The sequence below is a fragment of the Azovibrio sp. genome (assembly GCF_049658005.1).
GTDB lineage: Bacteria > Pseudomonadota > Gammaproteobacteria > Burkholderiales > Rhodocyclaceae > Azovibrio.
The window spans coordinates 18,427-31,146 of record NZ_JBASOH010000136.1 but is presented as its reverse complement, the minus strand read 5'-3'; the positions used below and the strand labels follow the sequence as shown (position 1 = coordinate 31,146).

At 60.9% G+C, this 12,720-nt stretch carries 16 protein-coding genes; 13 read left to right on the top strand and 3 right to left on the bottom strand.

Annotation, left to right across the window (positions count from 1 at the left end; translation table 11 throughout):
* The first annotated feature begins 22 nt into the window (after positions 1-22).
* The 11 genes from WBH99_RS13590 (at position 23) to WBH99_RS13540 (ending at position 8,626) form a co-directional block, all read left to right on the top strand.
* A complete protein-coding gene (locus WBH99_RS13590) occupies positions 23-781 on the top strand; it encodes a ParA family protein (RefSeq protein ID WP_424220631.1) in 759 nt (252 codons plus the stop codon).
* Positions 772-1,626, top strand: a complete 855-nt coding sequence (locus WBH99_RS13585) for a ParB/RepB/Spo0J family partition protein (protein WP_424220677.1) — start codon at positions 772-774, stop codon at positions 1,624-1,626. Before WBH99_RS13590 ends, WBH99_RS13585 begins: the two co-directional genes overlap by 10 nt.
* A gap of 129 nt (positions 1,627-1,755) precedes the next feature.
* Complete coding sequence (locus tag WBH99_RS13580; RefSeq protein WP_424220630.1) at positions 1,756-2,097, top strand: ATP synthase subunit I; 342 nt, start codon at positions 1,756-1,758, stop codon at positions 2,095-2,097.
* A gap of 1 nt (position 2,098) precedes the next feature.
* Complete coding sequence (atpB, locus tag WBH99_RS13575) at positions 2,099-2,962, top strand: F0F1 ATP synthase subunit A (protein ID WP_424220629.1); 864 nt, start codon at positions 2,099-2,101, stop codon at positions 2,960-2,962.
* 61 nt (positions 2,963-3,023) lie between these two features.
* On the top strand, positions 3,024-3,269 hold the full coding sequence (gene atpE, locus WBH99_RS13570; protein ID WP_026688191.1) for a F0F1 ATP synthase subunit C: 246 nt from the start codon (positions 3,024-3,026) through the stop codon (positions 3,267-3,269).
* Between the two features lie 38 nt (positions 3,270-3,307).
* Positions 3,308-3,778 carry a F0F1 ATP synthase subunit B gene (locus WBH99_RS13565; RefSeq protein WP_424220628.1) on the top strand — a complete coding sequence of 157 codons (471 nt, stop codon included), beginning with the start codon at positions 3,308-3,310 and terminating at the stop codon, positions 3,776-3,778.
* Between the two features lie 5 nt (positions 3,779-3,783).
* Complete coding sequence (locus WBH99_RS13560) at positions 3,784-4,317, top strand: F0F1 ATP synthase subunit delta (protein WP_424220627.1); 534 nt, start codon at positions 3,784-3,786, stop codon at positions 4,315-4,317.
* A 9-nt stretch (positions 4,318-4,326) separates the two neighbouring features.
* Positions 4,327-5,865, top strand: coding sequence for a F0F1 ATP synthase subunit alpha (gene atpA, locus WBH99_RS13555; protein WP_424220626.1), 1,539 nt, complete (start codon positions 4,327-4,329; stop codon positions 5,863-5,865).
* A gap of 18 nt (positions 5,866-5,883) precedes the next feature.
* On the top strand, positions 5,884-6,744 hold the full coding sequence (gene atpG, locus WBH99_RS13550; protein WP_424220625.1) for a F0F1 ATP synthase subunit gamma: 861 nt from the start codon (positions 5,884-5,886) through the stop codon (positions 6,742-6,744).
* A gap of 24 nt (positions 6,745-6,768) precedes the next feature.
* Positions 6,769-8,172, top strand: a complete 1,404-nt coding sequence (gene atpD / locus WBH99_RS13545; RefSeq protein WP_424220624.1) for a F0F1 ATP synthase subunit beta — start codon at positions 6,769-6,771, stop codon at positions 8,170-8,172.
* Between the two features lie 28 nt (positions 8,173-8,200).
* A complete protein-coding gene (locus tag WBH99_RS13540) occupies positions 8,201-8,626 on the top strand; it encodes a F0F1 ATP synthase subunit epsilon (protein WP_424220623.1) in 426 nt (141 codons plus the stop codon).
* Between the two features lie 137 nt (positions 8,627-8,763).
* On the opposite strand, the gene WBH99_RS13535 is transcribed toward WBH99_RS13540, so the two are convergent.
* From WBH99_RS13535 to WBH99_RS13525, 3 genes are read right to left on the bottom strand one after another with little or no spacing between them, the layout of a single operon-like run.
* Positions 8,764-9,348 carry a ubiquinone biosynthesis accessory factor UbiJ gene (locus WBH99_RS13535; RefSeq protein ID WP_424220622.1) on the bottom strand — a complete coding sequence of 195 codons (585 nt, stop codon included), beginning with the start codon at positions 9,346-9,348 and terminating at the stop codon, positions 8,764-8,766.
* Positions 9,349-9,385: 37 nt separating this feature from the next.
* Positions 9,386-10,123 carry a bifunctional demethylmenaquinone methyltransferase/2-methoxy-6-polyprenyl-1,4-benzoquinol methylase UbiE gene (gene ubiE, locus WBH99_RS13530; protein ID WP_424220621.1) on the bottom strand — a complete coding sequence of 246 codons (738 nt, stop codon included), beginning with the start codon at positions 10,121-10,123 and terminating at the stop codon, positions 9,386-9,388.
* A 4-nt stretch (positions 10,124-10,127) separates the two neighbouring features.
* On the bottom strand, positions 10,128-10,544 hold the full coding sequence (locus WBH99_RS13525) for a gamma-butyrobetaine hydroxylase-like domain-containing protein (RefSeq protein ID WP_424220620.1): 417 nt from the start codon (positions 10,542-10,544) through the stop codon (positions 10,128-10,130).
* A 127-nt stretch (positions 10,545-10,671) separates the two neighbouring features.
* Between WBH99_RS13525 and phoB the strand changes: the two genes are divergently transcribed.
* Both phoB and phoR read left to right on the top strand, forming a co-directional pair.
* On the top strand, positions 10,672-11,364 hold the full coding sequence (phoB, locus tag WBH99_RS13520; RefSeq protein WP_424220619.1) for a phosphate regulon transcriptional regulator PhoB: 693 nt from the start codon (positions 10,672-10,674) through the stop codon (positions 11,362-11,364).
* A 12-nt stretch (positions 11,365-11,376) separates the two neighbouring features.
* A complete protein-coding gene (gene phoR / locus WBH99_RS13515; RefSeq protein ID WP_424220618.1) occupies positions 11,377-12,717 on the top strand; it encodes a phosphate regulon sensor histidine kinase PhoR in 1,341 nt (446 codons plus the stop codon).
* The last annotated feature ends 3 nt before the right edge of the window (positions 12,718-12,720 follow it).

The window sequence follows — 12,720 nt, the reverse complement described above, 5'->3', positions numbered from 1 at the left end:
CAGGCATGAAAAGGTATTGACCATGAAAGTGTTAGCCATTACCAACCAGAAAGGCGGCGTGGGCAAGACCACCACGGCGGTGAATCTGGCCGCCAGTCTGGCCCAGGAAGGGCGCCAGGTCCTGCTGATCGACCTGGACCCCCAAGGCAATGCCACCACTGGCGCGGGCATCACCAAGAAGGAAGCCTTGCCGACCGTGTACCAGGTGTTGCTCGGCCAGGTGAGCCTCGCCGAGGCCGCCTTGCCCACGGATTTCGGTTTTGCAGTGCTGCCGGCCAACCGCGAACTGGCCGGTGCCGAGGTGGAAATCATCGAACTGGAACGGCGCGAATTCCGGTTGCGGGATGCCCTCAAGGATGCCCCCTACGACTTCGTGCTGATCGATTGCCCCCCTGCCCTCAACATGCTCACCGTGAATGGCCTGGTGGCGGCGGATTCGGTCGTGATTCCCATGCAGTGCGAGTATTACGCCCTGGAAGGGCTCTCCGATCTGGTGGAAACCCTGAAGAAAATCCGGGCGCATCTCAATCCCCGCCTCGAGATCGAAGGTCTGCTGCGCACCATGTACAACCCCCAGAGCACGCTGACCCAGCAGGTTTCCAGCGAACTCGAACGCCACTTCGGCAACAAGGTGTACCACACCATCGTGCCGCGTAATGTCCGGCTGGCCGAAGCGCCCTCCTATGGCAAGCCGGTATTGGCATTCGACAAGAGTTCCAGGGGCGCCCAGGCCTATGTGGCGCTGGCCCAGGAAATACTGGGCCGTGAGGTATTGGCATGAAGTTGAAAGGTTTGGGGCGGGGCCTGGATGCCCTGCTGTCGGCCAGCAGCGAGAAGCGGGCCGACGAACAACGGGAATTGCCGATTGACCGGCTGCGGCCGGGCAAGTATCAGCCCCGCACCCACATGGACGAGGCCTCCCTGGCCGAACTGGCCGCCTCGATCCGGGCCCAGGGCATCATGCAGCCGATCCTGGTGCGGGCCATCGACGCAACCCCGGGGGCCGAGCGTTACGAGATCGTCGCCGGGGAGCGCCGCTGGCGGGCCGCCCAGCGGGCCGGCCTGACCGAAGTGCCGGTGCTGGTGCGGGATATTCCCGACGAACAGGCCCTGGCCATGGCCCTGATCGAAAACATCCAGCGGGAAAATCTCAATCCCCTGGAAGAAGCCATGGGCCTGCAGCGCCTGGTGGACGAATTCAATCTGACCCATCAGCAGGCCGCCGATGCCGTCGGACGTTCCCGCCCGGCGGCCTCCAATTTATTGCGCCTGCTGCAGTTGTGCGAACCCGTGCAGACCCTGCTCATGGAAAACAAGCTGGACATGGGACATGCCCGGGCCCTGTTGCCGCTGGGCGGTGCGGAACAGGTGCAACTGGCCCAGTCGATCGTGCTCAAGGGCCTGTCGGTGCGCGAAACCGAGCGCCTGGTCCAGCGCCAGCTCAATCCGCCCGCCAAGGCGGAGGCACGGCAGCCGGATCGGGACCTGCTGCGCCTGGAGGAGGAACTCTCAGACGTCCTGGGGACTGCCGTCAATATCCGTGCCAACAAGAAGGGAGCCGGCAAGCTCACCATTGAATTCGCGGACCTGGATCAGCTCGAAGGCCTGCTCGGGCGGTTGCGCTGACCACCAGGGGATTTTTGCCACGATGCCGTAAAACTCACGAGATGCTGACATTTCGTTTGACGAAAACAGCCTCAAGTCTTATATTATTTCGGTTTTGTATGCGGCAGCCGGCAAAATCCGCAAATCGCCATGATCAAAGCAATTTATCTGCAACTTGGTGCCACCATGCTCATGGTGTTGATTGCCGGTTTGAGCGTTGGAACGCGGGGAGCAATTTCGGCGGGCCTGGCGGGGATTGCCTGCATCCTGCCCAGCGCCTGGTTTGCCCTGCGTCTGAAAGCGGTGTCGAAGCGGCCGGGGGTATCTCTCCCGGCGCACTTCTTCATCGGCGAGTTCATCAAGGTCGCAGCAACCATAGGATTGTTGGCAATCGCCATGAAAATCTATCCGGACATGCACTGGCCCAGCCTGCTGATCGGAATGGCGGTTGTATTGCAAGTAAGTTTTTTTGCTTTTTGGAAGAAATCCTGACATGGCTACTGAAACAGCTGCAGCACACGGTCCAACCGCGAGCGAGTACATCTCCCACCACCTGACCCACCTCAATTCCAGTGGTCATCCCCAGACTTCGATCATCGATTTCAGCATCATCAACCTGGATACCCTCACCTTCTCGGTGCTGATGGGGGTTCTGGGTCTGTTCGCGATGTGGCGCGTGGCATCCCGCGTTACTTCCGGTGTTCCCGGGCGCATGCAGGCGGCCGTTGAAATCGTCATGGAGATGGTTGCCAACCAGGCCAAGGGCATCATTCATCACGAAGAATCGCGCAAATTCGTGGCGCCGCTGGCCCTGACGGTCTTCATCTGGATCTTCCTGATGAACGCCCTGGACTTCCTGCCGGTGGATCTGCTGCCCCTGCTCTGGCAGACCGTGACGGGCAACCATCACGCCTTTTTGCGCGTGGTTCCCACCGCCGACCTGAACAGCACCCTGGGCATGGCCATCGGCGTGTTGCTGATCTGCTTTTACTACAACATCAGGATCAAGGGCGTGGGCGGCTGGGTGCATGAACTGTTCACCGCTCCCTTCGGGAGTCATCCGCTGCTGTATCCGATCAACTTTGCCATGCAGATCATCGAATTCCTGGCCAAGACCATTTCCCATGGCATGCGGTTGTTCGGCAACATGTATGCCGGCGAACTGGTCTTCATGCTGATCGCCCTGATGGGTGCCGCCTGGAGCAGTGCCGGCCTGACCGGCCCCCTGCTGTGGGCAGGCCATGTGGTTGCGGGTACCGCCTGGGCCATCTTCCACCTCCTGATCGTGGTGCTGCAAGCCTTCATCTTCATGATGCTGACCCTGGTGTATATCGGTCAGGCCCACGAATCGCACTGAGATTTTGTAGTTTCACGTTTTTTTAACTTTGTTTTACTTTTTAACTTAGCAAGGAGTTGTCATGGAACAAGTTTTGGGTTTTGTCGCGCTGGCTGCCGGTCTGATCATCGGTCTGGGTGCAATCGGTGCTTGTATCGGCATCGGCCTGATGGGTGGCAAGTACATCGAGGCCTCCGCCCGTCAGCCTGAGCTGATGAATGAACTGCAGACCAAGATGTTCCTGCTCGCCGGTCTGATCGACGCCGCCTTCCTGATCGGCGTGGGTATCGCGATGATGTTCGCCTTCGCCAACCCCTTCAAGCTTTAATCGGCTCCCCATCAACTCTTTAAAGGGGGACTGAAACCGTGAATCTGAACGCAACGCTGTTCGCCCAGCTCGTTGTGTTCTTCATTCTGGCGTGGTTTACGATGAAATTCGTATGGCCGCCCATCGTGAAGGCACTCGACGAGCGCGCGAAAAAGGTCGCGGACGGTCTGGCTGCCGCTGAACGCGGTAAACACGATCTCGAACTGGCTACCAGGCGATCCGCAGAAGCCCTGCGCGCCGGCAAGGAAAAGTCTGCCGAACTCCTGGCCCAAGCCGAAAAGCGTGCCGCCCAGATCATCGAAGAGGCCAAGAGCCAGGCGAAGATCGAAGCCGACCGCATCGTGACCGTCGGCAAGGCCGCTGCAGAACAGGAAATCGTGCGCGCCAGGGAACAACTGCGGGAATCCGTGGCAAGCCTCGCTGTGGCAGGCGCCGAAAAAATCCTGCGCCGTGAGATCGATGCCAGGGCCCATGCCGAATTGCTGTCTGCAATCAAACAGGATCTGTGACGCTTATGGCTGAAAATGTCACCGTCGCCCGCCCCTATGCCGAAGCCGTGTTCCGCACGGCCAAGGAAACGGGGACACTGGATGCCTGGTCCGGGCGCCTCCAGCGCCTGGCCATGATCGCCCGGGACCCGGAGATGGCCGAGGTGATCGGCAATCCCAAACTGTCTGCCGAGCAGGTCGCCCAGCTGTTCATTTCGCTGGCTGAAGACAATGATGCCGTGCTCGGCAATTTCATTCGCGTCCTCGCGGACAATGAGCGCCTGACACTGCTGCCGGAAATTGCCGCCCTGTTCGAAGCGCAGAAGGCCGCCGATGCAGGCGTCAAGGAGGCCGTGGTGCAAACCGCTTTCCCTCTGGCTGACGCCGATCTTTCGGCCCTGATGCCTCAACTGGAAGCACATTTCAAAACCAGGCTCGTGCCGACCGTCGTGGTCGATGCCGGTCTTATCGGTGGCGTACGGGTGGCGGTGGGTGACCAGGTGCTGGATGCTTCCGTGCGCGGCAAGCTCGAAGCCATGGCCACGGCGCTCAAGAACTAGGAGATTTATATGCAGTTGAATCCGTCCGAGATCAGCGAGCTGATCAAAAGCAAGATTCAAAACCTGAACGTGGGCGCTGAAACCCGCACGCAGGGTACCGTTGTGTCCGTGAGCGACGGCATCTGCCGCGTTCATGGTCTGCAGGACGTCATGCAAGGTGAAATGCTGGAATTTCCCGGCAACACCTTCGGCATGGCCCTGAACCTGGAGCGCGATTCTGTCGGCGCTGTGATTCTGGGTGAATACGAGCAGATTTCCGAAGGCGACACCGTCAAGTGTACCGGCCGCATCCTGGAAGTTCCCGTGGGTCCCGAACTCTTGGGCCGCGTGGTGAATTCCCTGGGCCACCCCATCGACGGCAAGGGCCCCCTGAACAGCAAGCTGACCGAAAAGATCGAGAAGGTTGCACCAGGCGTGATCTGGCGCAAGTCGGTGTCCCAGCCCGTTCAGACCGGCCTGAAATCCATCGACGCCATGGTGCCCGTGGGGCGCGGCCAGCGCGAGCTGATCATTGGTGACCGTCAGACCGGCAAGACCGCCGTGGCGGTCGATGCCATCATCAACCAGAAGGGCTCCGGCGTTAAGTGCATCTATGTGGCTATCGGCCAGAAGGCTTCCACCGTCGCCAACGTGGTGCGCAAGCTCGAAGAGCACGGCGCCATGGAATACACCATCGTCGTGGCTGCCACCGCTTCCGAATCCGCGGCGCTGCAGTACATCGCTCCCTACTCCGGTTGCACCATGGGCGAGTACTTCCGCGACATCGGCGAAGACGCGCTGATCGTTTATGACGATCTGACCAAGCAGGCCTGGGCCTACCGTCAGGTGTCCCTGCTGCTGCGCCGGCCGCCCGGCCGGGAAGCCTACCCTGGCGACGTGTTCTACCTGCACTCCCGCCTGCTGGAACGCGCTGCCCGCGTTTCCGAAGAATGGGTTGAAAAACTGACGAATGGTGCCGTCAAGGGCAAGAGCGGTTCCCTGACCGCCCTGCCCGTGATCGAAACCCAGGCCGGCGACGTTTCCGCCTTCGTGCCGACCAACGTCATCTCCATCACCGACGGCCAGATCTTCCTGGAAACCGACCTGTTCAATGCGGGTATCCGGCCTGCCATCAACGCCGGTATCTCCGTTTCCCGCGTCGGTGGCGCGGCGCAGACCAAGATCATCAAGAAGCTGGGCGGCGGTGTGCGTCTGGCCCTGGCCCAGTACCGGGAACTGGCTGCCTTCGCCCAGTTCGCCTCCGACCTGGACGAGGCCACCCGCAAGCAGCTGGAGCGTGGCCGCATGGTGACCGAGCTGATGAAGCAGGCCCAGTATTCTCCCATGAGCGTCTCCGAGATGGCCGTGACCCTGTATGCGGCCGACAAGGGCTTCTACGACGACGTGGAAGTCAAGCGTGCGCTCGAATTCGAGAAGGCCTTGCTGGCCTACCTGAAGCAGAATGCGGCCGGCGTGATGGACAAGATGGAAACGACCAAGGATCTGGACGGCGAATCCGAGCAGCAACTGGCGGCCGCCATTACCACCTTCAAGGGCACCTGGGTCTAATCCAACGGGGAGAGCGCCATGCCGAGCGGCAAGGAAATTCGTAACAAGATCAAGAGCGTAGAAAATACGCGCAAGATCACCAAGGCCATGGAAATGGTGGCCGCATCCAAAATGCGCAAGGCGCAGGACCGGATGCGTGCTGCCCGCCCCTATGGCGAGAAGATCCGGCGTGTGGCGGGCAACCTGTCCCATGCGCTTACTGAATACAAACACCCCTTCCTGATCCACCGTGACGTCAGGAATGTCGGCATCATCGTGATCACTTCCGACAAGGGCTTGTGCGGCGGTCTGAACAGCAACGTGCTGCGTCAGGTCCTGACCAGGATGAAGGAATGGGATGCAGCCGGCGTCAAGTTGCGCGCCACCTGCATCGGCAACAAGGGCTTCGGCTTCATGATGCGTTCCGGCGCCAATGTCGTCTCCCACGCCGCGAGCCTGGGCGATACCCCGCACCTGGAAAAGCTGATCGGACCCGTCAAGGTTCTGCTGGATGCCTATCTTTCAGGCGAGATCGATGCCGTGCACATCGCTTTCACCCGCTTCATCAACACCATGAAGCAAGAACCCATGATCGTGCAGCTGCTGCCCTTGTCCGGTGAAGCCGTGGGTTCCACCACCACCAAGTGGGACTACGTCTATGAGCCGGACGCCCGGTCCGTCATCGACGAACTGCTGGTGCGCTACGTGGAAGCGATGATTTATCAGGCAGTTGCTGAAAACATGGCCTCCGAGCAGTCCGCCCGGATGGTGGCGATGAAGTCGGCCTCCGACAATGCCAAGAACGTGATCGGCGAACTGAAGCTGGTGTACAACAAGGCCCGCCAGGCAGCGATCACCAAGGAATTGTCCGAGATCGTCAGCGGCGCGGCAGCGGTTTAAGCTAATTGATATTGGGGATTTAAAATGAGTCAAGGTTCGATCATTCAGTGCATCGGCGCCGTGGTGGATATCCAGTTCCCCCGCGATGCCATGCCCAAAGTGTATGACGCCCTGGTGGTTGATGCCGGCAGCGAACACGACATGGCCGAAAAGGGCCTGACGTTCGAAGTACAGCAGCAGCTGGGCGATGGCGTGGTGCGTACCATTGCCATGGGTTCTTCCGACGGCCTGCGCCGCGGCATGAAGGTGAACAACACAGGGGCACCGATCTCCGTTCCGGTCGGCAACGCAACCCTGGGCCGCATCATGGACGTGCTGGGCCGTCCCATCGACGAAGCCGGTCCGATCGCCACCGACGAGCGCCGTTCCATTCACCAGCCTGCGCCCAAGTTCGACGAGCTGTCTCCCTCCGTGGATCTGCTCGAAACCGGCATCAAGGTGATCGACCTGGTTTGTCCATTCGCCAAGGGCGGCAAGGTCGGCCTGTTCGGCGGCGCCGGCGTGGGCAAGACGGTGAACATGATGGAGCTCATCAACAACATCGCCAAGGCACACAGCGGTCTGTCCGTGTTTGCCGGCGTGGGTGAGCGGACCCGTGAAGGGAACGATTTCTATCATGAAATGAAGGAATCCAACGTGCTCGACAAGGTGGGCATGGTGTTTGGTCAGATGAACGAACCCCCCGGCAACCGTCTGCGCGTGGCCCTGACCGGCCTCACCATGGCCGAGCGTTTCCGTGATGAAGGCCGCGACATCCTGTTCTTCGTGGATAACATCTACCGCTACACCCTGGCCGGTACCGAAGTCTCCGCCCTGCTCGGCCGCATGCCTTCCGCCGTGGGCTACCAGCCTACCCTGGCTGAAGAAATGGGCCGCCTGCAAGAACGGATCACCTCCACCAAGGTGGGTTCCATCACCTCCATCCAGGCTGTGTATGTGCCCGCGGATGACTTGACCGACCCGTCTCCTGCAACCACCTTCCTGCACCTCGACTCCACCGTCGTGCTGTCCCGGGACATCGCCTCCCTGGGCATCTACCCCGCCGTGGACCCCCTGGACTCCACCTCCCGTCAGCTGGACCCCCAGGTGGTGGGCGAGGAGCACTACTCCGTGGCCCGTGCCGTGCAGATGACCCTGCAGCGTTACAAGGAATTGCGCGACATCATCGCCATTCTGGGCATGGACGAACTGTCTCCCGAGGACAAGCTGGCCGTGGCCCGTGCCCGCAAGATTCAGCGCTTCTTGTCCCAGCCTTTCCATGTGGCCGAAGTGTTCACCGGTTCCCCGGGCAAGTATGTGCCGCTTGCGGAAACCATCAAGGGCTTCAAGGGCATCGTCAACGGCGACTACGACCATCTGCCCGAACAGGCGTTCTACATGGTCGGCACCATTGAAGAAGCCGTCGAAAAGGCCAAGACGCTGCAATGATGCAGCCCGTTGAGGAAGGGAGCCTGCTATGGCAATGACTGTACATGTGGACGTGGTGAGTGCCGATGAAGAAATTTTCTCCGGTCGCGTCGAGTTCGCAGTATTCCCCGGCGAAGCCGGCGAACTGGGCATCATGCCGCGGCACACGCCGCTGTTGACCCGGATCAAGCCCGGTACCGTTCGCCTGAAGGTGCCTGACGAGGATCGCTTCGAGATGGTGTATGTCTCGGGCGGCATGCTGGAAGTCCAGCCGCACATGATTACCGTGCTGGCGGATACCGCCATCCGTGCCGCTGACCTGGATGAAGCCAAGTCGCTGGAAGCCAAGAGGCGCGCCGAAGAAGCATTGGCCAACCGCAAGGGCGAAATGGACTTTGCTTCTGCCGAAGCCGAGCTGGCCCAGGCCATCGCTCAGCTCCAGGCCATCCAGAAGATGAAGAACGCCATCCACTAAGCATCTGGCAAGCTAAGCATCTGGCGAGCAGCAAGACAAAATGGCAGCCTCCGGGCTGCCATTTTCATGGGGGTGCAGGACGGTGGGGTGCAGGACGGTGACGCGGGTGGCGGCGCGGGTGGCGGCGGCAGACGTGCCTAGCGGCGCTCGAGCATCTGTAGCCGCTTTTCCAGGCGGGCCAGATCATCCCGGAGGTTGAGCAGATCCGTGCTGAATTGTTGCAATGCCGGGGCCGGCGTCAGCAGGTGGGATTCATGCAGCAGGTACTCGGTGACATTGGCGGAAAATCGGCTGGCGCTCTGTTGCAGATGCGTCTTGAGGGTCTGGCCCGCCAGCACCAGGCGATGGGCGGGGACATCACCGAGCCAGGGCGCCAGGTCCGCCTCTACATCCCATTCCAGGTTGCGGAAAACGAAGCTCAGGGTCTCGGCGAATTCGGCATTGCCGCTGATACGCGCCTGCTGCATGAGCATTTCAGGACCCAGGAGCAACTGCAGGGGAGAGGCATCCAGGCTGATGCTGACCTCCGGGGTGGTTGCCGCCTCCACGGCATGGAAATTCCCTTCGGTGCCGATGCCGAAATAAAAAGTCAGCGGACCCGGCTGGATGCACAGGGTTTGACCTGCGAAGGGGCGCAAACGCAGGCGGGCCCATCCGGCCCCCTGGAGCAGATGATTGAGGGCCCGGCTGATGAGGGAACTGGAGATCATGGGCAGCATCATGACAACACCATGGGTAATACCAGGAGACCGGGGTTCATCAGAACTTGTAGCCCCGGTGCAGGGCAACGATCCCCAGGCACAAGTTGAAATACTCGACCTTCTCCAGCCCCACCGCTGCCATGATGCCCTTCAGGGTTTCCTGATCCGGGTGCATGCGGATGGACTCGGCAAGATATTGATAGCTGGCGGCATCCTGGGCGACCACCTGGCCGACCCGGGGAATGACCTGGAAGGAATAGAAGTCGTAAAGGGGGCTCAGGGGTTTCCAGACCCGGGAGAATTCCAGCACCAGCAGCCGGCCCCCGGGCTTGAGCACACGGTGCATCTCGGCCAGGGCCTTGTCCTTGTGGGTCATGTTGCGCAGACCGAAGGCAACGGTGACGCAGTCGAAGGAATCCGCGGGGAAAGGAAGGAATTCCGCATCGCATTGGGTGGCCGGCGTGGGGAAGCCTTTGTCGAGCAGCCGGTCGCGGCCCCGGGCCAGCATGGCGTTGTTGATGTCGGTGTGCACCACCAGTCCGCGCTTACCCACCTTTCTGGCAAAGGCCAAGGCCAGATCGCCGGTGCCGCCGGCAATATCCAGCACTCGGGAACCTTCCCGCACGCCGCTCTGGGCAATCGTGAAAGCCTTCCACAGGCGGTGCAGGCCGCCGGACATCAGGTCGTTCATCAGATCATAACGGCGGGCAACGGAATCGAAGACCTGCGCGACCTTGCGGGCCTTTGCGCTTTCATCGACTTTCTGAAAACCAAAATGGGTGGTGTGATCGCTCATGACATCAAGGCTTTCCACAGGGGGTGGAGGGATTGGGGCCATCCCCGGCTTGCTCCCGGGAGAGGCCCTGTTTTTCGAGCTGATGCAGGTATTCCTGCCAGAGTTGATCGCGGTGCCGGCCCAGGTTGTAGAGCAGGTCCCAGGAGTAGAGGCCGGAATCGTGCCCGTCGGAAAAGATGAAGCGCAGGGCGTAATTGCCGACCGGCTCGATGCGCAGGATCTCCACGTCCTTTTTGCCGGCCTGCAGCTTTTCCTGACCGGGACCATGGCCTCGTGCTTCGGCGGATGGGGTGAAAACACGCAGGAATTCGCAACTCAGGTGATGGCGTTCTCCCCCCGGATACGCAATTTCCAGGATACGGGACTGCTGGTGCAGCCGGATTTCTTCGGGGATCGGGGTGGAATTGTCGAGACCGGCCATGGGGGCTCCTCTTCAAGGGGGAATAGTTTAACCTAGTTGTCCCGCGTCTTGCGGGCTGTCATCATGCAGTAACCTTGTCTTCATAAACTGCATCGGGTAACCAAATAAATCGGGAAGTCATAGCGCGATGCCTGCCAGCATTCTCGTCGTTGAAGACGAACCGGCGATTCAGGAACTGATTGCCGCCAACCTGCAGCTTGCCGGGCATTCGGTGCTACGGGCCGATGACGGAGAGCAGGCCTTGCAGCAGGTACGGGATTCCGTTCCCGATGTGATCCTGCTGGACTGGATGCTGCCGGGTATCTCCGGCATCCAGCTGGCCAGGCGGTTTCGTGCCGACGAGCGGACCCGGGAGGTGCCCATCATCATGCTCACCGCCCGCTCTGAAGAGGTCGACAAGGTAGCTGGCCTGGAAGCCGGGGCCGATGACTACATCACCAAGCCTTTTTCTCCTCGCGAATTGATGGCCCGGATCAAGGCCGTCCTGCGCCGCCGGGCGCCCCAGATGACGGAAGACGCCGTGGAAGTCGAAGGGCTGTCCCTGGATCCGGTCACCCACCGGGTCAGCGGCAACGGCAAGTCCATCGTCCTGGGGCCCACCGAATTCCGCCTGCTGCATTTTTTCATGACGCACCCGGAGCGGGTCCACAGCCGCACCCAGTTGCTGGATCAGGTCTGGGGCGATCATGTATTCGTGGAAGAACGCACCGTGGATGTGCACATCCGCCGTCTGCGCTGCGCGCTCGAAATCACGGGCCATGACCGGCTGGTCCAGACGGTGCGGGGCAGCGGCTATCGCTTTTCCGTGCATCCGGACTGATATGGGATTCGCTTGATCTCGCTCTGGTTCAACGCACTGTTTTCCCTGGCCGCGCTGGGCCTGTTGGTGGTGCTGCCCATCTGGATCATGGCGGGAGGGATCTGGGCTCTGGCCGCCCTGGCCGGGGGGCTGCTGTTGATCGGCGTCTTTCATTTCATCAATCTGTTGCGCCTGCAGCGCTGGCTGGAGGGGCCGCCAGACCAGCCGGTGCCGCATGGGCGTGGGCTGTGGAATCATGTTTTCGCCAGCCTGCATCGCCACTCCCGGCGCCGTACGGCGCAGCAATATCTGCTGTCCGATGCCCTGGAGCGTTTCCGCCGGGCAGTCCAGGCTTTTCCCGACGGCATCATCATCTTCAACCAGCATCGCCAGATCGAGTGGATCAACACCAACGCAGCCGCACATTTCCAGCTGGATCAAGCCCACGACCGGGGCCAGGCGCTCACCAACCTGATCCGCCAGCCCGATTTCGTCAGTTATGTCGAACGGGGCGATTTTGAGGCCCCCCTCGTATTTGCCAATCCGCGCTGTGCGGGCCAGACCCTGCTGGTCCAGGTGGTCAGCTATGCGGTGGGAGAAAACCTGCTTTTGTCCCGTGACGTGAGCGATCAGGAACGTCTGGATGTCATGCGTCGGGATTTCGTCGCCAATGTTTCCCACGAATTGAAGACGCCCCTGACCGTGGTGGCGGGTTTCGCCGAAATGCTCTCCGACCCGGAACTGAAGCCAGACCCGGCCCAGGTCCAGCATTACATCGGTTTGATTGCCGAACAGACCCACCGCATGCAGCGCCTGATCGAGGACCTGCTCACCCTCTCCGTTCTGGAATCCACGGCGGTCGCCCAAAGGGAGGAAGTGGTGGACCTGGAACCCCTGTTCCACACTTTACAGCGGGATGCCGAGGTGCTGTCAGCCGGACGGCACCGCATCACCCTGAATGTCGAAGGCTATCTTCAGCTCCAGGGCAATCCTCAGGAATTGCGCAGCGCCTTCAGCAATCTGGTGACCAATGCCATCCGCTACACCCAGACCGGCGGCGAAATCCGGATTTGCTGGCAGGGGACCCCATCGGCTGGCGTGTTTTCGGTCACCGACACCGGGCCAGGGATCGCAGCCGAACATATTCCCCGCCTGACCGAGCGTTTTTACCGGGTGGATCGCGGTCGTTCGCGAGAAACTGGCGGGACAGGACTGGGACTGGCCATCGTCAAGCATGTCCTCAGCCATCACCAGGCAGTGCTGGAAGTCGAGAGCCAGCCGGGCAAAGGCAGCCGTTTTGCCGCCCGCTTCCCGGCCAGTCGCCTGCGTCATGGCGAACACCATGGCGAACAGGTTCAGCGCCTGAGGGCGTGAGAG